Consider the following 20,844-nt stretch of genomic DNA (forward strand, 5'->3'; position numbering starts at 1 on the left):
GAGCGGGCCTTCTTTATTCAACGTTTATAGTAGTACATAATGCTGCCGGTAAATAGTTTAAGCTCAGCCTCTAGCTTCTTGGCAAGAAACTTGCAAAGCTCATTAGCCTTCGCTTTATCGCCGTGCGTGCTTTGGTCGTGCAAAGTAACTTGTATGTAGGAGAGGGGCTCAGTCTCGTCGGAGGTGGCTGTCTGTGTGCCTACTCCAATAAGGATCATCTTGTACCGATCCTCCGTACCTTTTAAATAAAACCACTGACCTTTGCCTTCAGGCTTTTCTTTTACTTCGTAGGGGAAAGCTGCCTGGCTGTATTCCCATCCTAATTGTTTTCCAGTTTTAGATGTTATGTCTTTATAGTAGTTTAATAACTCTTTTACATGTTCAACGGTAAGCGTTTTCTCTTTTGATTTGGGAACTAAATTAATGTAAGCGCTACTGGCCATCGAATTCACTCCTAAGATAACTATTCCATTATATATATTCTAGCATTATAGGAAATCAGCTGACAATCACTAAGTGAAAATTCTTGCAAATCAAGCATTTTATAAGTTATAATAATATTCTGAATAACCAAAAAATAAAAAGGAGGTACCTTATGAACTTATTTGACAAGCTTTATGATAACAATGAGAATGTTCCAGTTCGCTTTGTTGGTTTTACGACTAAAGATGTTAGATATGATTTTGGTATCGTGTACACGAATATGTTTTTTGGTAAGCCCCTTGTCATCTGTATGCAAACCGGCCGTTCTACCCTCCTCGACCCTAAAGACATTACTGACCTTAACCACCTTCAGCATGTATTCCGAATTGATTCACAAGAGCAAGCAGAAGACCTTGCAGAGTTTTTTACTGAGGCTATACCGGCAAGTCCTTTTCAAGAACAATATGAATAACAGTTAATCTCCTTCGAGGCCAATGTCCTGTTTTTAGGGCATTGGCCTATTGAATTGACAAAAAAGTGGAACCTATAAGCCCGAACAGGTAGCGAATTGATCAAAACGGTCAAATAGAAGGGTTCTATACGCCCGAACGGTGGAGAAATCCGCGTGAACTGTCCAATAGAAGGAAATAAATGGAACAACCCATAAACTCAATTTTTAAATGTGTTATACAATTTAATCATTGACATAACACATTTGAGGCTTTATGATGTAAGTAACAACATAAAGCGCTTTCAATTAAAGGCGGCTTTGCAAAAAAAATTTCTTTTAGGAAAGAGGTTGAAGGGTATGGGTACAATCATTTGTCAAACTTGTAACAGCGCAGTGGATCACTTTGAGGATGAAAAAGTTACGACTTATTATGCAAAATGTGCAGATTGTCAGTGCTCTGAAAAAAGCGAAGATTTAGCCTAGAATCATATATTAATAGAAAGAGCAGGTCCCCGGGGTATGAGGGGACCTGCTCTTTGTTCATTTTATCGAATTGCTTTGTGTTCTTTAATTACTCTTAAGGTCTTCAATTCGTGATCTTCGGGACCTTGTACTGGGAGTCCTACCTCTAAAGTTCTTGTAATGTAGGACAAGTTATCTTCTGTTATGATCTCCCCAGGAGTAAAAATAGGAATGCCCGGAGGATATACCATGATAAATTCTGCGATAATACGGCCGGCAGATTTTTCGAATGGAACAACTTCCGTCTCAGAGTAGAATGCATCGCGTGGGGCGATAGCTAACACCGGAATGTCGGGAAGAAGAACCTTTACTTTTTCGCCGGAATCTCCAGCCTGGTGATGAAACTCTTCTGATAAGACTTTAAGGGCTTCTAACAATGTTCCTGTCTCAACTTCAGAGTCTCCAGGTGTGATAATACAAAGGATGTTATAGAGATCGGAAAGTTCCACTTCAATATTGTATTTTTGACGAAGCCACTTCTCAACATCATATCCTGTCAGGTTTAAATTCTTTACAGAAATAATCAGTTTAGTCGGGTCATAGTCAAAGGTTGCTTTTCTGCCTAAAATTTCAGGACCTATACAATGTAAGTGTTCAATCTCATTGATAGCATCCCTTGTTTTATTGGCAAGTTGGATGGTTTTTTCTATAAGCAAGTGTCCTTCGGTGGCAAGGCGTTTTCTTGCAACATCCAATGAAGCCAATAGAAGGTATGAGGTGGATGTAGTCGTTAACATACTTAAAATGCTTTGAATGCGATTTACATTCACTAATCCTTCTCGCACATTCAAGATAGAACTTTGTGTCATAGAGCCCCCAAGCTTATGGACACTTGTCGCAGCCATGTCAGCTCCGGCTTGCATAGCCGATAAAGGAAGCTCCTCATGGAAATGGATATGAACACCATGGGCTTCATCCACAAGAACAGGCACATTAAAAGAATGGGCAATTTCAACAATCTGACTTAAATCGGCTGAAACACCAAAATAAGTAGGGTTAATGACAAGTACACCTTTTGCATCAGGATGTTGCTGAAGCGCCTTTTCTACAGAGTCTGTCGTGATGCCATGGGAGATCCCTAAGTCTTTGTCCACTTCTGGGTGAATAAAGATTGGTACTGCTCCTGAAAAAACAATGGCTGACATGACAGATTTATGAACATTCCTAGGCACGATAATTTTCTCTCCAGGCCCGCAAACAGCCATTACCATTGTCATGATGGCTCCACTTGTACCTTGTACGGAGAAAAATGTATGGTCAGCTCCAAAAGCTTTTGCTGCAAGGTCTTGAGCTTCTTTTATCATTCCCTTTGGCTGATGAAGATCATCAAGTGGCCCAATGTTAATTAGATCTATGGAAAGAGCATTTTCACCGATAAATTCTCGGAATTCAGGGTCAATGCCTGCTCCTTTTTTATGTCCGGGAATATGGAATTGAACCGGGTTCCCTTTGGCATGATTTAAAAGTCCAGTAAATAATGGCGTGTCGTTTTGAGAATATGTCAACTTACTTATGCACCTCTTTAATTTAGCTTAGTATCGGTTTCGTTTATCTTAACGCATCTAATTACGCAGAACAAACATTCACATAAAACAAATGAAATTATAGCATTTATCCCCTTCATTGCATAGCAGGAATTTGTCATATTAAAAAGAAACATATAAAGAGAGATAGAAAGGAGAAGATAATCATGAAATGGGAGACAAGAGTAACTAAACTTTTAGATATAAAATATCCAATTATCCAAGGTGGACTTGCTTATTTAGCGTACGCGGACCTGGCTGCCGCCGTTTCAAATGCAGGAGGTCTCGGGCAAATAACGGCCATGAGTTTGGAAAGTCCTGAATTACTAAGAGAAGAGATTCGAAAGGTTAGAAGGATGACAGATAAACCATTTGGTGTGAACTATGCAATTGGCCAACATGGGAGACCTTTTGAGCATATGTTGGATATTGCTTTGGAAGAAGAGGTCCCTGTCATCTCCATGACAGGAGGAAACCCTTCACCGATCTTCAAAAGGCTGGAGGGCTCAGAATGCAAAAAGTTAGTTCTTGTTGCTGCTCGCAGACAAGCAGAAAAAGCGGAAGAACTTGGCGCTGATGCCGTCATGGTCGTAGGACAGGAAGGAGGAGGTCATTTAGGCAAAAACGACTTAGGTACCATGGTATTAGTCCCTAAAGTAGTAGACGCCTTAAAGATACCTGTCATCGCTTCAGGAGGCATTGGTGATGGACGAGGGTTGATGGCTGCATTGGCACTTGGTGCGGAAGGAATAGAAATGGGTACAAGGTTTATCGCAACAAAGGAGTGCATGCATGCTCATCCCGTTTATAAAGAAAGGCTGGTAGACGGAACCGAGAATGATACGGTGGTCATTAAAAGAAGTCTGGGTGCACCTGCAAGAGCCATTCAAAATACTTGGACGGAACAAATATTGAAGATAGAACAGGAAGCAAAAGGGTATGAAGGATTGAAAGACTTTATTAGTGGCACTGCGAACAAACGGTATATCTATGATGGCGAAACCGATTATGGTTATGCATGGGCAGGTCAGGTAATGGGATTGATCGAGGATGTGCCAAGTGTGGAACAGCTTTTGTCTAGAATGGTAAAGGAAGCGGAAAATATTAGAGAGAAGTGGACAAACTAGAGAAGGAAAATGATATACTTTACTTTTCCACTATACATATAATGAGGTGAAGTTATGGATTTCTCTTATCCCATTTCCTATGACTGGTCTACAGATGAAATCGTAGATGTTATTGCACTATATGAAGCGGTCGAGCTCACTTATAGCAAAGGCGTGGAGCGTGATCAGCTTTTATCCTTATATCGCCGGTTCAAAGAAATAGTGCCAGGCAAGGCAGAAGAACGAAACCTTGCAAATGAGTATGAGGAACTTAGTGGTTTCTCTGTCTATCGTACGATAAAAAAAGCAAAAGACATGAATCCAGGCGAACAGGTGAAGATGTCGAAGTGATAAGAAAATGAAAATCTCAGAACCATGATGGTTCTGAGATTTTTTACTGTATTAAGCTTCCACCGTCTGTTTGGTCATCTGATAAAGTCCTCGGACTGTTTGGATAGCTTCCTCGATGCGCGCGATCGTTTCATCTCCAGAAAGCTTGATTGCCTCTTCTTTTGGTATTTGGATGCCGCAAAGTATTTCCGCTTTCTTTACATTGATCAAACGTTCGAAAAGCTCTTTGTGGGCGTCTTCAGTCAAATCAGATTGGCGGATAACTTCTGGCTTTGTGTGATCCTTGGACCAGACAAAGTCGGAAGGGATCTGCTCTTGAATGGATGTTACATTTTTAAGCAAAATTTCGCCAAATGCTTCTTTCATCGGTGCTTCATAGATAACAGCAAACCAGACAAATACATGGGTTTCCCACAAGCCGATCTGGAAATGTGGTAACATCTTGTATCCGCGTGCGTTGTTTGCAAAGGCAACCCAGGAATCTTTTGGAGGATTCTTGGTTCTTCTTGCATGCTTGGCTACATGATAGTGCATTTCATCACCAGTCATAGCAGTTAGTGAGGGAGAGAAATATTGGCCAAGCTGCTCAAACTTTGGCTGTATTTGAGATTTTAAAACTTCCATTCTTTCTTCAAGACCATCTATTGTAAATACTTCAAAATCTTCTTTTTTAAATCCATCGAAACTTTTGTTTGTCATGTAGTCGCCCCGTTTCTAAATACTGCTTTTTTTTATATTACTTATTTTAGCATAGCCCATTTTCCCTGCCAAAAGATTAGATTTTACAACCTCTTACTTTCTTTTTAGGTAACTGCACATTTTAGTTACCATCTTTCATTCCTTTCATATGATATAGCAACCATTAGAAAATGAATCCTTAGGAACCGAGAAACTTTTATGAAGGAGGGAATTGTTGTGAAACAAGTGGCGACACCTTGGAAGAAGAAAAAAGAGGATAATCAGCGCGCGGTCTTACGAATGGAAATAGATTATGAATTGGCAGTTTTGTATGAGGCAATACAAGAGAGTGATAAGGAAAAAAAGAAGAAAACGATATCTAAATTAGAGCAATTAAGAAAAGAAATGCTAAGTCTAGAGGTTTAGTGGCATGTGCTACTTAGACGAACCTGTATGAGGTTCGTTTTTCTGTGTGACCTATTACTTGATTTTGCCCCTTTGTTTCAGTAAGCTAAAACATACATAATTTGTTTAATCGTAATAGAATAGCTGCAATGACAAGGCTAACAGAAGGGCAGGAGAATACATGAATTGGACTGAAATTGATGAGAATGCAAAAAAGTGGACGAGAGAAGCGGGAGAACGTATTCGAACTTCTTTCAGCAAGGAATTGATGATACATACAAAATCCTCTCCTGATGATCTGGTGACTAATATTGACCGGGAAACGGAACAATTTTTTATAGAACACATTAGAAAAACCTATCCAGACCACCAAATTCTCGGAGAAGAAGGATTTGGTGATGAATTGGATAAACTTGATGGAACGGTTTGGATCATTGACCCCATTGATGGAACGATGAACTTTGTCCATCAACAACGTAATTTTGCCATCTCCGTTGCAGTATATGAAGATGGTATCGGGAAGATCGGGCTAATTTATGATGTGGTTCATGACGAGCTGTATCATGCAAAAGCAGGGGAAGGAGCTTATCTGAACGATACAAAACTCCCACAGCTAGAAGAGGTGGCAGTAGAGAAAGCTGTTATCGGCTTGAATGCAACATGGATTACGGAAAATAAGCGGATCGACCCCACTATTCTGGCTCCGCTTGTGAAGAAAGTAAGAGGCACAAGATCTTATGGATCTGCAGCTCTTGAAATGGCGTATGTAGCAACAGGGCGCATTGATGCATATATTACGTTGAGACTTTCCCCTTGGGATTTTGCAGCGGGACTAATACTTGTAAACGAGCTCGGTGGTAAAGTTACCACACTCCATGGTGAACCTCTTAACTTGCTTGGACAAAACAGTGTCTTTGTATGTAAGCCGGGTTTGCATGAAGTGATCAGCAAGGATTACTTGTATAAATTAAAGTAATAAATGAAACCCACGGCCGTAAATGAGGAAGTGGGTTTTCATTGTTTTTATATGTTATTGCAGGAACATATTGTAAGTGTTTATAATTGTCCGTTTTCGCGCATTTTTCTTTTTGTCTTGAAACCAAGTCCCATGACCACACCGAATAATACAAACGCTCCAACGATTCCAAGCGTGTTTCTTTCTCCAATTGCGATTCCGACCATGCCTAAAGAAACCGCTGCCAAAACAGCATAAAGCATGAAAATCCACTTAATATCCTTCATAAAATCAACTCCTTTGGATAACCCTAATTTCATATAACTTATATTTTACATAAGTCTCTTTCTCTTTTCTACCATGTTTGTGGTATAATACTAAAGTTATTAAGTTGTAAAATTAGGGAGATGAAATAGTGAACATCCGCAATGATATCAGAAACATCGCAATTATCGCTCACGTAGACCATGGTAAAACAACGTTAGTGGACAAATTGCTACATCAGGCTGGTACGTTTAGAACGAACGAGCAGGTAGCAGAACGTGCCATGGACTCTAATGATTTAGAAAGAGAACGTGGGATTACAATATTAGCTAAAAACACGGCAATTAACTATAAAGATACGCGCATTAACATCATGGACACACCTGGACATGCCGACTTTGGTGGAGAAGTGGAACGTATTATGAAGATGGTTGATGGAGTTCTTTTAGTAGTAGATGCTTATGAAGGCTGTATGCCTCAAACGCGCTTTGTATTGAAAAAAGCGTTAGAGCAGAACCTGACACCAATCGTAGTTGTAAACAAAATTGACCGTGACTTTGCTCGTCCAACTGAAGTTGTTGACGAAGTAATTGACTTGTTCATCGAGTTAGGTGCAAACGAAGAACAACTAGAATTCCCAGTTGTTTATGCATCCGCGATCAACGGTACTGCTAGTACAAATCCTGAAAAGCAAGATGAAAACATGGAAGCAATCTATGAGTCCATTGTTGAACATATCCCAGCTCCAGTTGATAACAGTGCCGAGCCGCTTCAATTCCAAGTAGCGCTTCTTGACTACAATGACTATGTGGGCCGTATCGGGGTTGGACGTATCTTCCGTGGAACCATGAAAGTTGGCCAACAAGTTGCTCTAATGAAGCTTGATGGTTCAGTAAAACAATTCCGTGTAACCAAGCTATTTGGTTTCATCGGTCTTAAACGTGTGGAGATCGAAGAAGCAAAAGCTGGCGATCTTGTTGCCGTTTCCGGAATGGAAGACATCAACGTAGGGGAAACGGTTTGCCCGGTTGACCACCAAGATGCACTTCCTGTTCTTCGTATTGACGAGCCGACTCTTCAAATGACTTTCTTGGTAAACAACAGTCCGTTTGCTGGTAAAGAAGGTAAATTTGTTACTTCTCGTAAAATTGAAGAGCGTTTAGAAGCTCAGTTGGAGACAGATGTAAGTTTACGTGTAGACCCTACTGATTCTCCGGATGCTTGGGTTGTTTCAGGACGTGGAGAGCTTCACCTTTCCATCCTGATTGAGAACATGCGTCGTGAAGGCTTTGAGCTTCAAGTGTCAAAACCTGAAGTAATCATTAAAAATGTTGATGGTGTTAAATCTGAGCCGGTTGAGCGAGTTCAAATCGATGTACCGGAAGATTACACTGGTTCCATCATGGAATCTATCGGTGCACGTAAAGGTGAAATGGTAGACATGATCAACAATGGTAACGGTCAAGTTCGTCTAATCTTTATGGTACCTTCTCGTGGACTTATTGGTTATACGACTGAATTCCTTTCCCTTACTCGCGGTTACGGAATCATCAACCACACATTTGACAGCTACCAGCCTATGGCAGCAGGTCAAGTAGGTGGACGTCGCCAAGGTGTTCTTGTTTCTATGGAATCAGGTAAAGCATCTACTTATGGTATCATGGGTATTGAAGACCGCGGAGTTATCTTTGTTGAGCCTGGAACTGAGGTTTACGAAGGAATGATCGTGGGAGAGCATAACCGTGAAAATGACCTTGTCGTTAACGTTTGTAAGATGAAGCAAGCGACTAACGTACGTTCTGCAACGAAAGATCAAACGGTAAGTATGAAAAAGCCTCGTCTTATGACATTAGAGGAGTCTTTGGAATACTTGAACGATGATGAGTACTGTGAAATTACTCCACAATCCATCCGTTTGCGTAAAAAAATTCTTGATAAGAACGAACGTGAAAGAGCAGCGAAAAAGAAAAAGTACGCTGAAGCATAAAAAGTAGAAGCTGGGATGCAAGGGTGCTTAAAAGAGGACCTTTGTCATCCCTTTTTCTAAATAACTGTCTAAAACTGTTAGAAATGGGGAAAAGGCAATGGATGTAACACAAAGATTATCCTTTTTTGCTAGTCTATTCCGTGTCGATGAAAACCCGGATTCAGGCATGTGGCTGTTGTATTTTACTATTTTAGGACTGTCCATTTTAGTTTATAAACTTGGATTCGCCTTGAAACTGCCTGTATTAAAGTCAGTGATTATTTATACTTTCCTTGCTTTAGGAAGTACAGTACTTACGTTTCTTGGAATCTTTCTTCCTGTTGGAGAAGGCTTGGTAGTGGCGGCTTTAATATTGATTATCTATAAGATTCGACTTCATCGTTCTAAGCAAGCGGAAAGCACAGAATCATAGGGGGTCAGTATATGAGGTCTTTACAAGACACACTTTATAATTGGCTGACCATCAAGGTGGTAGCAGAAGCAAGACCGGATGATAAATCCGCGCATGATACCATGAAGTTGTTTGAAGGAATCCTTTTAGAAGATCATAAGCTCTCAAACATCGTAGTCTCTAAAGAGGAACCAATGTATTACGTGGAATATGATAAGGATGCAGAACGGCATAAAGTAAGATTTCCAATCGAATTAATCGACGTGATGCTCGAACAAATTCAGAATGAACCTGATAAGTACCATAATTATGAATAAATTAGAAAAAGGATAGCTCCTTCTCGAGTGATTGTCACTTGCGAGGGATCTATCCTTTTTGCTTCTTTTTATAAAATATAGGAAGAAATACTGCAAACGCCAGATGCCCGATCGACCATAATAGTAACGCAATTGCATCTGTTGGTGCCGGGGTCTCTTTTATAGCCAGTATCGTTAAGGGAAAATACAGAAGAATAGTAGGGAAAGTGATACCTATAGCGAGCAGGTATTGCCTTCTTTTATCAAACAATTGGAAGTGTTCCACTATAAAAGCAAACATAATCCCAATCAGCACAGCAACAATCAGATGAAGGGAGAATTCTGTCAGTTCCGAAAGGTTTGCATTTTTGAAGCCTGGGATAAAATCTACATTCAGTAAAAGTACATATATCTTTTTTCCCGAAAGGACTTCAAGGGCTTTAATGAACACACCCATCAAGATACCGCTTATCAAACCTGTAAAAGCGCCTCTTAGTATCAAGGTCTACCACTCATCCTGATTTTGTTTTTGTTCATATAGCTTAAAATTCCCTGTAGCTTTTCTCTCGTTGGTTCTTTTTTCAATTCTTTCACTGCATTCGTCGCACATATATGTATGGATTGGTCGGTTGCGAAGCCTTTTCGCAACTAACGTTTCGTCATCGATGCTTTCAATTTTATCACAAATTACACACTTGACTCTCATGGTCCACCTCTTTATTCAATCTTATTTAACAGTATAGCATAAAGGGTGAAAATTAAGAATTAATTGCGAACAAGAGCGGTTTAATGTACATCGTAACCTTCTGTTTCTTCCTATAGAAATGTTGATATGGTACTATTAATAAAAATAAAGAGGGGGGATGGACCAATGCCTAACCTTGTAGAAAATGTTCTGGTAGAACCACTCATAGGAGCACTGCAAAAAGAAACCCTAGTGACAATAAGTACTGTAGATCATGAGACAGGTGGTCCAAATGTGAGTGCAATTTCCTGGCTGTATGCGCCAGATGAGAAAACCATTTTACTTGCCGTCAATGCGGAATCACGCATCGTTAAAAATGTCCTACATAAAAGCGAGCTAGTGGTAAATCTGATGGCCAATGATTCCGTTTATTCCATTCACACCAAAGCAACTGTCAAAGTGGAGAGAATGGAAGATGTTCCACTGAAATTGGCATTATTGCATCTAGATGTAAAAGAAGTGAGGGATGTCATGTTTTACGGAGCGAAGATTAGCGTGGAGCCGAAATTCGAGAAGACATATGATGTGGAAGCTGCTAAGAAATTGGATCATCAGGTGATGACAGCGATTCAAAGGTATAGCTAAGCGCAGGTGATTCTGGAACCAGGTGTATGCCTGGTTTTTTTGTTGAAAGGTAAGGAGATATAAAATCCGGTTGATTTCCGTTCCAGGCGCTTCGCTTGCCTGCGGGCGGTCCGTGAGCCTCCTCAGGCTTCGCCTTCCGGGGTCTACCTGTTCCTTCCTCCCGCGGGCGTCTGCGCGCCTTCCACTCCAATCAACAAGGTGGCTTCATTCATCAGAGGGTTTATGAAACAGCACTTAAACGAGTTAACTGAATAAGCATTTACGTATCGTTTACCTAATTTCCAGCTGTGGATTGGAGCAAATGGCGAAGACTCCAGCGGGGGAATAACGGTAGATTGAGACCCCTGAAGCGTTGGGAGGAGGCTCAAGCACCGTCCCGCGGAAAGCGAGCCATTTGCGGAAAGGAACAGCGTCGATTAACCAATAACTTATGATTATGCTAAAGGTGGACCTGGTGCTTTTTGCACGTTTTCTTTGAGAGAGAGAAGAATATTGCTGTGTTATGTCGATTTCTTGATATAATCTGTTTTTTCTTGATATATCCAAAAATTTATTGATATATCTCCAGAATTATTGATATATCAGGAAATTTATTGATATATTGATTTTTTTCTTGATATCCCATCCTACACAGTACCAGCACTGCATAAAAAACTGCCCCGAAGTGGATTAAACTCCACTTCGGGGCAGCAAACAACCTGTTTAGTCCTGCTTAACTTCCTTATATCGTTCTTCGTCCTTTAGGTTATTGGACTGATTCTGTTGTTTCTGTTCCAACTGTTTTTCTTGATCCTCTGGAAGTTTGGAATTATTTTGCTCCGTAGGGTTTGGAGCTACTGGTTCTTTCAGGTCAATCGGAATTTCCGGCATAACCCTTCCAACAATCTCTGCCAATTCTTCCATCACGCCTGTTACAGGCCGGCCGTTTTGAATGTCTCGTCCCATTTCTTGCAGACGAACAAAGGAGTCTGCATCTGCAAGGATGATAGCCGTAGCCCCATATGGGTCGTTCTTAAGGCTCTCTGCCACCGAATATTTAATGGTGCTGACTCTTTCACGGTCTAGATCGGAGTTTACGTCAATCCCAACCACTGCATATGGACCAAGCACAACAGCGGTTGCATCATTTACATTGGGAACTCTTGTAGCAAGTTCCACCAGATGAGCGGACACTTCCTGTCCTGTTTTTCTATCCACCTGGACATCTGCAGAATCTTTGACATGAATGATTCGAGAGTTTTCATCTTCACTTGAAATATTTTTTGGTTGATTGTTCATACAACCTGTAAGAGACAATGTAACGATTGCAGTCACTAATAAATATCTTTTCACCTATTTCACTCCTTCTTTAGGATGATTCCATTTTCATCTGTCTTGATTTTATTGTTTATTTGTTCTTCTATCTTTATTCATTCCGACATATATTTTAACAACGGTCCGTCCCTCTTTTATGGTCAAGTAGTAACACACTAATTGTATTGGGGCCATATAATGAAAGGGAGGATGCCTTGATTCACTCCAGAAAGACAAAAGAAGGGCTGAGAGTAGGAGGCGGCAGGTTGGGTAAAATTTATGTGTTGGATACAAATGTATTGTTACAGGATCCATATGCAATCTATTCCTTTGGGGATAATGAGGTAGTTATTCCTGCGGTGGTTTTGGAAGAAGTGGATTCGAAAAAAAGATATATGGATGAAATAGGAAGAAACGCCAGACAAGTTTCCAAAATAATTGATTCCTTAAGAGCTACAGGAAAGCTTCATGAGAAAATACCCTTGCACAATGGGGGAGCGCTTCGGATTGAGTTGAACCATAGGAGTTTCCATCAGTTGCAGGAAATTTTCGTGGAGAAGACAAATGATAATAGGATTCTCGCAGTCGCGAAAAATCTTTCATTGGAAGAGCAGACAAAAGAGGATGGGCGCACCGTCATATTGGTGAGTAAGGATGCCTTAGTGCGCGTAAAGGCAGATGCAATCGGGTTGATTTCTGAGGATTTTTTAAATGACCGTGTAGTGGAAGTGGATCATATTTACAAAGGGTTCCTCGAGATTTATGTGCCGACAGATACCCTTAACACTTTTTATGTAAAAGGGGAAATTAGTGCGGCTGAATTAGCCAATCACCCGTTTTATGCCAATCAATTCGTAATCATGAAGGATGCATTGGGCGGTTCGGCTTCAGCAGTTGGTATTATTGACTCCACTGGGAAGAAAGTAAAAAAACTAGTTTTTGATCAAGATCATATTTGGGGAATTAGACCTCGTAATGTTCAACAAACGATGGCGTTCGAAATGCTTTTACGGTCAGATATACCACTTGTTACATTGACGGGTAAGGCAGGAACGGGGAAAACTCTTTTGGCGTTAGCTGCAGGGCTTATGCAAACGGAGGATTTGAATCGTTATAAAAAACTGCTAGTGGCACGGCCTATTGTGCCGGTTGGTAAAGATATCGGCTTCCTTCCTGGCGAAAAAGAGGAGAAGTTAAGACCGTGGATGCAACCGATCTATGACAACTTGGAATATTTATTTAATACAAAAAAACCGGGAGAGCTTGACGCTATCCTTGCTGGTATGGGATCCATTGAAGTGGAAGCATTGACCTATATTAGGGGTAGAAGTATTCCCGAGCAATTTATTATTATTGATGAGGCCCAGAACCTTACGAAGCATGAGGTGAAAACCATTTTGACGAGGGTAGGGGAGCGGAGCAAAATTGTTTTGATGGGTGATCCGGAGCAGATTGACCATCCTTATTTGGATGAGTATAACAATGGTTTGACTTATGTGGTGGAGCGGTTTAAGGACCAGAAGTTGGCTGGGCATGTGAAGCTTGTAAAAGGGGAACGTTCCATGCTTGCAAAGCTTGCCGCTGATCTTTTATAGAAGATAGGGGTTTGTTAAACACCGCTGTTGATTTCCGCAAAAGAAAAGTGCCGCCGTAACTTTGTCACGGCGGCACTTTTGGGGAGTCCCATTTTATTTTACAATGATTTTATGTACTCCTGTTAGCGGTTCAGAATGATTGGAGCCGTCCTCGAAGTAAATGTGGACAGGTCCGTTTTCTTTTAGCGGTTTGCCTTTTTTCGAAAAGGCAAGAATGATTTCTTGTGCAGTTGGGATGTCTACTTCGAGTTCCTTATCCTCTCCAACAAATACAACTTTCGTAGAATCAGGTTGTGGTTCTGCATTGTGCAAAAATGGACCGAATTTTATACCAAATGTACCGTTCAACAGTTTTTCTTTTTCAAATTTACGTTCTGATTTCAATGTCGGCGGTTGAATGGCACCTTCCCTGATTTCACGCTCCCAATGTTTCGAAACTGCTTTTGTATATTCTTCTAGCTCATCTGTTTTCTCTCGTTTTTGTTCTGTGAAATATGTATCTAAATCAATTCTGCGATCGTCGAATATCCAGACACCCGGATCGAGTGTAATCGAGAAATTGACTTTGCCTTCTATTCTGATGATATTTTCCATGTTGTCCCCCTCAATTGTAATCCTTTTCATTATTATATAACTTGAATGTTTTTTTGTCATGTAATCGGGGAATCTATTGGTAGATTAACGTCGGATATTAAGGGGTGTCGCGATTGGCATGTAGAAGTGAGGATATTTTACAGTCATTAGTGGAAGAAGCAAAGAAGGTAGCATTTGAAGGGAAGGTGGCAAATTACATACCTGCATTACAAAAGGAAAACCCTGAGCATTTGTCATGTGCCATTGTTTATCCAGATGGTAACTGTGTATCTGCAGGGGATATTAAGAAGCGATTTACGCTGCAAAGCATTTCAAAAATCATAACACTAGCACTTGTCCTAATGGATTATGGGCCTGAACATGTTTTCCATAGAGTAGGGATGGAGCCAACAGGTGATCCTTTCAACTCGATTATCAAATTAGAAACCTCTTCAAAAGCCAAGCCACTCAACCCAATGATAAATGCGGGTGCCCTCGCCGTCACTTCCATGATGAAAGGCAGTAATGCCGAGGACAAAGTAGAATATATATTGGATTTTGTCAGGAAGCTAACAAATGAACCTGAAATTGATTTTTGTGAAGAAGTCGCTATCTCAGAATTTACTACATCTTTTCTAAACAGGTCTCTCTGTTTTTATATGAAGGGTGACGGAGTAATACATGGGAATGTAGAAGAAATTATGGAAGTATATACGAAACATTGCGCCATAAGAATGAATTGTCTTCAATTGGCACGGATGGGTGCTGTTTTTGCAATGGATGGAATTAATCCGTTGACGAACGAACGGGTGATGCCAAAGGAAGTTGCGCGAATCTGTAAAACATTCATGGTTACTTGCGGTATGTACAATGCATCTGGTGAATTCGCCATAAAAATTGGCATACCGGCAAAAAGTGGCGTATCAGGGGGGATTATGGGTTCTGTTCCGGGACGGATGGGAATAGGTATATTCGGACCTCCATTAAATGAAGTGGGGAACAGCCATACAGGTCTAAAATTACTAGAATTACTACAGGAAAAATATGATTTAAGCATGTTTTAATATTCGGTTATAGTAAATACGCTTATCCTCCTTGCAATTTTTTAAAAATAACGATAAAATTTATAGATAAGATAGGCAATTGTACGTAAACGGAGGGATCGATATTGGCATCAGATATCGTGGTCGATCATCGTGATAAAGCTATTACGCTTTTAAAAGCTGATTCAGATAAAATTTTAAAGCTGATTCAAGTCCAAATGGACAACTTGACCATGCCTCAATGTCCATTATATGAAGAAGTGTTGGACACCCAGATGTTCGGACTTTCTCGAGAAATGGATTTTGCGGTTCGCCTTGGCTTAATTTCCGAAAAAGAAGGGAAAGACATCCTTTCTAAATTGGAAAAAGAACTTTCCGCACTCTACGAAGCATGGGAAAGAAATTAATACTAATAACGCTCAATCATGCGATAGTTGCTGATTGAGCGTTTTTATTAAATTTCACATAGAACAGTTGTAAATCAACATTAATCTCATTTTTTCTACATAATTAGTAAGGATTGTATCGAAAAAGAGGAAAGTTATCGAAAAATAATGTATAATGACTTTTATAATTGATAAAATATTCTAAACTTTTCCGCGCGAGAAGTAGCTACTAGGGGGAGACAATATGACGAGAAAAATAAACAAGGTTCTTGTTGCGAACCGCGGCGAGATTGCAATTCGTGTTTTTCGAGCTTGTACAGAACTGAACATTCGAACAGTTGCTATTTACTCAAATGAGGATATCGGCTCATTCCATCGCTATAAAGCAGATGAAGCATATCTTGTAGGGGAAGGCAAAAAACCAATTGATGCATATCTTGATATCGATGGAATCATTGAGATTGCAAAAGCAAATGACGTAGATGCGATTCATCCTGGTTATGGTTTTTTATCTGAGAACATACATTTTGCCAGAAAATGTGAAGAAGAAGGCATTATCTTTATAGGGCCAACATCCAAACATTTGGATATGTTCGGAGACAAGGTAAAAGCAAGAACGCAAGCTCAGCTAGCCAATATACCTGTTATACCGGGTACAGATGGTCCGGTTCACTCTTTGGATGAAGTGATGGACTTTGCTGCAACTTACGGCTATCCATTGATGATCAAAGCTGCATTAGGTGGCGGCGGTCGAGGAATGCGTATCGTCCGTAGCAAATCTGAACTGCGTGAGTCATTTGACCGTGCAAAATCAGAAGCGAAAGCAGCATTTGGTAACGATGATGTGTATGTAGAAAAACTAATCGAAAATCCAAAGCATATTGAAGTTCAAATACTTGGAGACCAACATGGTGAAATCATTCACTTGTTTGAACGCGATTGTTCCATTCAAAGACGTCATCAGAAAGTGGTGGAAATTGCCCCGAGTGTTTCTCTTACTGATGATCTGCGTGAACGAATTTGTAACGCTGCAGTAGAGTTGATGGAAAATGTGGATTACATTAATGCAGGTACAGTTGAATTCCTGGTTGCAGGAGACGAGTTTTATTTCATAGAAGTAAACCCTCGCGTGCAAGTAGAACACACCATTACAGAAATGGTAACCGGTGTGGACATTGTGCAATCCCAAATCATGATTGCAGAAGGACATGCCTTACATAGCAGCAAACTTGGTATTCCGAAGCAAGAAGACATTAGGGTTCACGGGTTTGCGATTCAGTCCCGTGTAACAACGGAAGATCCGTTAAATGGCTTCATGCCGGATACTGGAAAGATCATGGCATACCGTTCCGGTGGAGGATTCGGTGTCCGCTTGGATGCAGGAAACGGTTATCAGGGAGCAATCATCACGCCTTATTATGACTCATTGCTTGTTAAACTCTCCACATGGGCATTAACATTCGAACAGGCTGCATCCAAAATGGAGCGAAATCTTAAGGAATTCCGTATTCGTGGTATCAAAACCAATATCCCGTTCCTAGAAAACGTAGTAAAGCACCCGAATTTCATGAACGGGGAATATAATACTTCCTTTATTGATACTACGCCTGAACTTTTTGTCTTTCCTAAACGAAAAGACCGTGGAACGAAAATGCTTACGTATATTGGGAATGTAACGGTTAACGGATTCCCAGGTGTGGAAAAAAGGAAGAAACCTATCTTCACGAATCCTAGAATGCCGGAAGTCAGCCGCATCGAGGAAGTTCCAAGCGGTACCAAGCAAATATTGGACGAGCGTGGAGCAGATGGATTAGTCAAGTGGGTGACAGATCAGAAGGAAGTCTTATTAACAGACACGACCTTTAGAGATGCCCATCAGTCTTTATTGGCTACACGTCTTCGTACGAATGATTTAAAACAGATTGCGGAACCAACAGCTAAGTTGCTGCCAAATCTTTTCTCCATGGAGATGTGGGGGGGAGCAACATTTGATGTTGCATACAGATTCTTAAGTGAAAATCCTTGGGATCGTCTATTGACATTGCGCGAAAACGCACCGAATGTTCTTTTTCAAATGTTACTAAGAGCTTCTAACGCAGTTGGTTACAAGAACTACCCAGACAACCTGATAAAAGAATTCGTCGAAAAGTCTGCTTATGCAGGAATTGATGTCTTCCGTATTTTTGACAGCTTGAACTGGGTCAAAGGGATGACCTTAGCAATTGATGCGGTTCGAGACTCCGGAAAACTGGCAGAGGCAGCAATCTGCTACACAGGAGATATCAATGACCCAAGCAGAACGAAATATGATCTGCAATATTATTGTGATATGGCAAAAGAATTGGAAAGAAGCGGTGCTCACATTCTTGCTATCAAGGATATGGCGGGGCTTTTAAAGCCACAATCAGCTTATCGTTTAATTTCAACTTTGAAAGAAACGGTGGACATTCCAATTCATCTTCATACACATGATACTAGTGGAAATGGAATCTATATGTATGCAAAAGCAATTGAAGCAGGCGTTGATATTGTGGACGTGGCCATTAGCTCCATGGCGGGGCTGACTTCTCAGCCAAGTGCCAATTCCCTGTATTATGCACTTGAAGAAACAGACCGCAAACCGGATGTATCGGTAAAAGCTCTCGAACAGCTTTCTCATTACTGGGAGGATGTACGTAAATACTACAGTGATTTTGAAAGTGGCATGAACAGCCCTCACTCCGAGGTTTATATGCACGAAATGCCTGGGGGGCAATATAGTAATCTTCAACAACAAGCGAAAGCGGTAGGACTTGGCGCGCGTTGGGAAGAAGTGAAACAAATGTACCGTCGTGTAAACGATATGTTTGGTGATATTGTCAAAGTAACACCATCCTCTAAGGTAGTCGGTGATATGGCATTATTCATGGTTCAAAACAACTTATCTGAACAAGATGTGCTGGAAAAAGGAGAAACGATAGATTTTCCGGATTCTGTTATTGAATTGTTCGAAGGGTATTTGGGACAACCTCATGGAGGGTTCCCTGAAGATCTGCAAAGAGTCATTCTAAAAGGGAAATCACCAATTACGGTTCGTCCGGGCGAGCTATTGGATGATGTAGACTTTGAAGAGATTCGTAAGAAATTGTTTGAAACATTGAATCGTCAAGTAACAAGCCATGAGATGATTGCTTATGCTCTATATCCAAAAGTGTTCTTGGATTATCAAAAGAAATATGAACAATATGGTAATGTATCTGTCTTGGATACACCGACGTTCTTCTTTGGTATGAGACTTGGAGAAGAAATCCAAGTGGAAATCGAGCAAGGAAAAACATTGATGGTTAAGCTTGTTTCCATCGGAGAGCCGCAAAAAGATGGTACGAGAGTTGTGTACTTTGAATTGAACGGACAACCTCGTGAAGTGAACATAAAAGATGAAAGTGTCAAATCAGATGTAGTGACAAAACCTAAAATGGATGCGACAAACCCTACACATATCGGTGCAACGATGCCAGGAACAGTTATCAAGGTATTGGTGGAAAAAGGGGAGAAAGTTTCCAAAGGAGATCACTTGATGATCACAGAAGCGATGAAGATGGAGACGACCGTACAAGCTCCATTCAGTGGTACCGTTAAACAAATACATGTGGCAGCTGGAGAAGGCATTGCAACTGGAGACTTATTGATTGAAGTAGATAAAGTTTAATTAACATTTACAATTAAAAGAACCTGAGAGTGATGGACCATCCTTCTCAGGTTCTTTTTTATTTAACCCATCCAAACTTTCTTTCGTTTAGTTATGTACCTATAATGGTGTCTGAGGTGACTAACTTATGACTTTATCAATCATGTGGTTTCGCAGAGATTTTCGCTTACAGGACAACACTGCCTTATACCACGCGGTAAAGGAAACACAACATAGAAAAGAGCCTTTACTGTTTGTATACCATCTAGATCCGGTTTTCACCACAAATGATACCCCTAATCACCGCTTTTTCTTTGCTGCGTTGGACAGGTTTGTTAAACGGTGTGAAAAGCAGGGGATATATATTCATTTAGTGGAGGGGACTTGGCAAGAAGCATTCTCTCAAATTTTAGAACACTTCCCTGAAGTGACATCATTATACTATAACCAAGATGAAGTCGGAGCTGGGCAAAAGCGAGATGAAGCTGTAGACAAGTTCGTTCTTGAAAGAGGAATTCGGGTTTCTTCCCATATCGACTACACCATCCACGGTGCTAATGAAGTGAAAAAGCCGGACAATTCCATTTACAAAGTTTTTACTCCCTATTTTAAGAAGTGGATTGCTCAGCCTAAAAGAGATCCGTATATCTTAACTAAAGAAGACCTAACTATAAACAGTATCAAAAATGATGCATTGTATTCTAAGGGGAAAAATGCTTTAACAAATCTGATAAAGGTATCAGATCAACATTTAATTCCGGATGAAGAAGCTGCATGGAAAGTATTAAACTCATTCTTAAAAATGAAAATTGATGAGTATGATCGTTTTAGGGACATCCCCTCTGCTGATGCGACTTCAAGGTTATCCGTCCATTTAAGAACAGGAACTATATCCGCTAGGACAGTTTTGTATTATATTCAAGAAAAGCAACAAACTTCCTATAGCACAGGGATGGATACATTTTTAAAAGAACTGGCATGGCGGGACTTCTACAATATGATTTATCATCACTACCCTGATAGCAAAACAATGGAAATAGATGATAAGTATCAGGAGCTCAAATGGAATGACGATCACAACCTTTTAGAGTTATGGAAAAAAGGAAGTACAGGATTTCCAATTGTAGATGCGGGAATGAGGCAACTGGCCGAAGAAGGATGGTTGCATAACCGTGTAAGGATGATTAACGCTTCCTTCCTCACGAAAGACTTTATGATGGATTGGAGGCTGGGAGAGAGGTACTTTGAACAGATGTTACACGATTATGATGAGGCATCCAATATCGGAGGCTGGCAGTGGGCAGCATCTGTTGGGACGGACGCAGTGCCGTATTTCCGTGTCTTTAATCCTATTACACAATCAATCCGGTTTGATCCTAAAGGGGAGTATATTAAAAAGTACCTTCCAGAGCTAAGTGGAGTTTCCGAAAAGTACATTCATGAGCCTTGGAAAATGGATGAATATGAACAAGAGGAAGCAGGATGTGTGATAGACAAAGATTATCCTCGACCTGTGGTAGACCATGCGGTACAAAGGAAAAAGGCAATTCAAATGTTTAAGGAATTATAGTGACTTTATATAAAAAACGAGTGGGCGTTGTGAGC

Annotated in this window: 23 protein-coding genes; 15 read left to right on the plus strand and 8 right to left on the minus strand. The window is 40.5% G+C overall.

The genetic code is table 11. The features are described from left to right. Positions 1–17 precede the first annotated feature (17 nt). Positions 18–443, minus strand: coding sequence for a DUF1885 family protein (locus K7887_RS08800; protein ID WP_223493196.1), 426 nt, complete (start codon positions 441–443; stop codon positions 18–20). 152 nt (positions 444–595) lie between these two features. Between K7887_RS08800 and K7887_RS08805 the strand changes: the two genes are divergently transcribed. Both K7887_RS08805 and K7887_RS08810 read left to right on the plus strand, forming a co-directional pair. Further along, positions 596–895: a DUF3055 domain-containing protein gene (locus tag K7887_RS08805; RefSeq protein WP_010192774.1), complete on the plus strand. Its 300-nt coding sequence runs from the start codon at positions 596–598 to the stop codon at positions 893–895. A gap of 336 nt (positions 896–1,231) precedes the next feature. Continuing rightward, a complete protein-coding gene (locus K7887_RS08810) occupies positions 1,232–1,357 on the plus strand; it encodes a GapA-binding peptide SR1P (RefSeq protein ID WP_082380950.1) in 126 nt (41 codons plus the stop codon). 62 nt (positions 1,358–1,419) lie between these two features. On the opposite strand, the gene K7887_RS08815 is transcribed toward K7887_RS08810, so the two are convergent. After that, positions 1,420–2,901 (minus strand): aminotransferase class I/II-fold pyridoxal phosphate-dependent enzyme, encoded by a 1,482-nt coding sequence (locus tag K7887_RS08815; protein WP_223493197.1) that lies wholly within the window; start codon positions 2,899–2,901, stop codon positions 1,420–1,422. 185 nt (positions 2,902–3,086) lie between these two features. Between K7887_RS08815 and K7887_RS08820 the strand changes: the two genes are divergently transcribed. Then, positions 3,087–4,046 carry an NAD(P)H-dependent flavin oxidoreductase gene (locus tag K7887_RS08820; RefSeq protein ID WP_223493198.1) on the plus strand — a complete coding sequence of 320 codons (960 nt, stop codon included), beginning with the start codon at positions 3,087–3,089 and terminating at the stop codon, positions 4,044–4,046. A 54-nt stretch (positions 4,047–4,100) separates the two neighbouring features. Then, positions 4,101–4,376, plus strand: a complete 276-nt coding sequence (locus K7887_RS08825; protein WP_088017986.1) for a UPF0223 family protein — start codon at positions 4,101–4,103, stop codon at positions 4,374–4,376. A 51-nt stretch (positions 4,377–4,427) separates the two neighbouring features. On the opposite strand, the gene K7887_RS08830 is transcribed toward K7887_RS08825, so the two are convergent. Next, positions 4,428–5,075: a YktB family protein gene (locus K7887_RS08830; protein WP_223493199.1), complete on the minus strand. Its 648-nt coding sequence runs from the start codon at positions 5,073–5,075 to the stop codon at positions 4,428–4,430. A gap of 216 nt (positions 5,076–5,291) precedes the next feature. Here K7887_RS08830 and K7887_RS08835 point away from each other — a divergent pair, with 216 nt between their 5' ends. After that, positions 5,292–5,480, plus strand: a complete 189-nt coding sequence (locus K7887_RS08835; protein ID WP_223493200.1) for a hypothetical protein — start codon at positions 5,292–5,294, stop codon at positions 5,478–5,480. Positions 5,481–5,640: 160 nt separating this feature from the next. Continuing rightward, entirely contained in the window at positions 5,641–6,435 is a 795-nt protein-coding gene (locus K7887_RS08840) for an inositol monophosphatase family protein (RefSeq protein ID WP_223493201.1), read from the plus strand. Between the two features lie 80 nt (positions 6,436–6,515). On the opposite strand, the gene K7887_RS08845 is transcribed toward K7887_RS08840, so the two are convergent. Next, a complete protein-coding gene (locus tag K7887_RS08845; protein WP_010192789.1) occupies positions 6,516–6,701 on the minus strand; it encodes a YlaF family protein in 186 nt (61 codons plus the stop codon). A 128-nt stretch (positions 6,702–6,829) separates the two neighbouring features. Here K7887_RS08845 and typA point away from each other — a divergent pair, with 128 nt between their 5' ends. The 3 genes from typA to K7887_RS08860 all read left to right on the plus strand — a co-directional run bounded on the left by typA (position 6,830) and on the right by K7887_RS08860 (position 9,373). Then, positions 6,830–8,665, plus strand: a complete 1,836-nt coding sequence (gene typA, locus K7887_RS08850; RefSeq protein ID WP_223493202.1) for a translational GTPase TypA — start codon at positions 6,830–6,832, stop codon at positions 8,663–8,665. A 97-nt stretch (positions 8,666–8,762) separates the two neighbouring features. After that, positions 8,763–9,077 carry a YlaH-like family protein gene (locus tag K7887_RS08855; protein WP_223493203.1) on the plus strand — a complete coding sequence of 105 codons (315 nt, stop codon included), beginning with the start codon at positions 8,763–8,765 and terminating at the stop codon, positions 9,075–9,077. An 11-nt stretch (positions 9,078–9,088) separates the two neighbouring features. Then, positions 9,089–9,373: a hypothetical protein gene (locus K7887_RS08860; RefSeq protein ID WP_223493204.1), complete on the plus strand. Its 285-nt coding sequence runs from the start codon at positions 9,089–9,091 to the stop codon at positions 9,371–9,373. A 49-nt stretch (positions 9,374–9,422) separates the two neighbouring features. On the opposite strand, the gene K7887_RS08865 is transcribed toward K7887_RS08860, so the two are convergent. Together K7887_RS08865 and K7887_RS08870 are read right to left on the minus strand one after the other, a co-directional pair. Further along, complete coding sequence (locus K7887_RS08865; RefSeq protein WP_223493205.1) at positions 9,423–9,854, minus strand: hypothetical protein; 432 nt, start codon at positions 9,852–9,854, stop codon at positions 9,423–9,425. 3 nt (positions 9,855–9,857) lie between these two features. After that, complete coding sequence (locus K7887_RS08870) at positions 9,858–10,058, minus strand: YlaI family protein (protein ID WP_010192800.1); 201 nt, start codon at positions 10,056–10,058, stop codon at positions 9,858–9,860. 165 nt (positions 10,059–10,223) lie between these two features. Between K7887_RS08870 and K7887_RS08875 the strand changes: the two genes are divergently transcribed. Then, positions 10,224–10,682, plus strand: a complete 459-nt coding sequence (locus tag K7887_RS08875; RefSeq protein ID WP_223493206.1) for a pyridoxamine 5'-phosphate oxidase family protein — start codon at positions 10,224–10,226, stop codon at positions 10,680–10,682. Positions 10,683–11,384: 702 nt separating this feature from the next. Here the strand turns inward: K7887_RS08875 and K7887_RS08880 are convergent. Further along, entirely contained in the window at positions 11,385–12,014 is a 630-nt protein-coding gene (locus K7887_RS08880; RefSeq protein WP_223493207.1) for a YhcN/YlaJ family sporulation lipoprotein, read from the minus strand. A 227-nt stretch (positions 12,015–12,241) separates the two neighbouring features. Between K7887_RS08880 and K7887_RS08885 the strand changes: the two genes are divergently transcribed. Further along, positions 12,242–13,570, plus strand: coding sequence for a PhoH family protein (locus K7887_RS08885; RefSeq protein WP_223493208.1), 1,329 nt, complete (start codon positions 12,242–12,244; stop codon positions 13,568–13,570). A 93-nt stretch (positions 13,571–13,663) separates the two neighbouring features. On the opposite strand, the gene K7887_RS08890 is transcribed toward K7887_RS08885, so the two are convergent. Then, the gene (locus tag K7887_RS08890) at positions 13,664–14,164 is read right to left on the minus strand and encodes a peptidyl-prolyl cis-trans isomerase (protein ID WP_223493209.1); all 501 of its coding nucleotides are present in this window, start codon (positions 14,162–14,164) and stop codon (positions 13,664–13,666) included. 113 nt (positions 14,165–14,277) lie between these two features. Between K7887_RS08890 and glsA the strand changes: the two genes are divergently transcribed. The 4 genes from glsA to K7887_RS08910 all read left to right on the plus strand — a co-directional run bounded on the left by glsA (position 14,278) and on the right by K7887_RS08910 (position 20,809). Continuing rightward, on the plus strand, positions 14,278–15,207 hold the full coding sequence (gene glsA / locus K7887_RS08895) for a glutaminase A (protein WP_223493210.1): 930 nt from the start codon (positions 14,278–14,280) through the stop codon (positions 15,205–15,207). A gap of 104 nt (positions 15,208–15,311) precedes the next feature. Next, complete coding sequence (locus K7887_RS08900) at positions 15,312–15,593, plus strand: Fpa/YlaN family protein (protein ID WP_010192813.1); 282 nt, start codon at positions 15,312–15,314, stop codon at positions 15,591–15,593. 223 nt (positions 15,594–15,816) lie between these two features. Next, a complete protein-coding gene (gene pyc, locus K7887_RS08905) occupies positions 15,817–19,260 on the plus strand; it encodes a pyruvate carboxylase (protein WP_223493211.1) in 3,444 nt (1,147 codons plus the stop codon). 127 nt (positions 19,261–19,387) lie between these two features. Further along, a complete protein-coding gene (locus K7887_RS08910) occupies positions 19,388–20,809 on the plus strand; it encodes a cryptochrome/photolyase family protein (protein WP_223493212.1) in 1,422 nt (473 codons plus the stop codon). Positions 20,810–20,844 lie beyond the last annotated feature (35 nt).

The sequence above is a fragment of the Sutcliffiella horikoshii genome (genome assembly GCF_019931755.1).
Lineage (GTDB): Bacteria > Bacillota > Bacilli > Bacillales > Bacillaceae_I > Sutcliffiella_A > Sutcliffiella_A horikoshii_E.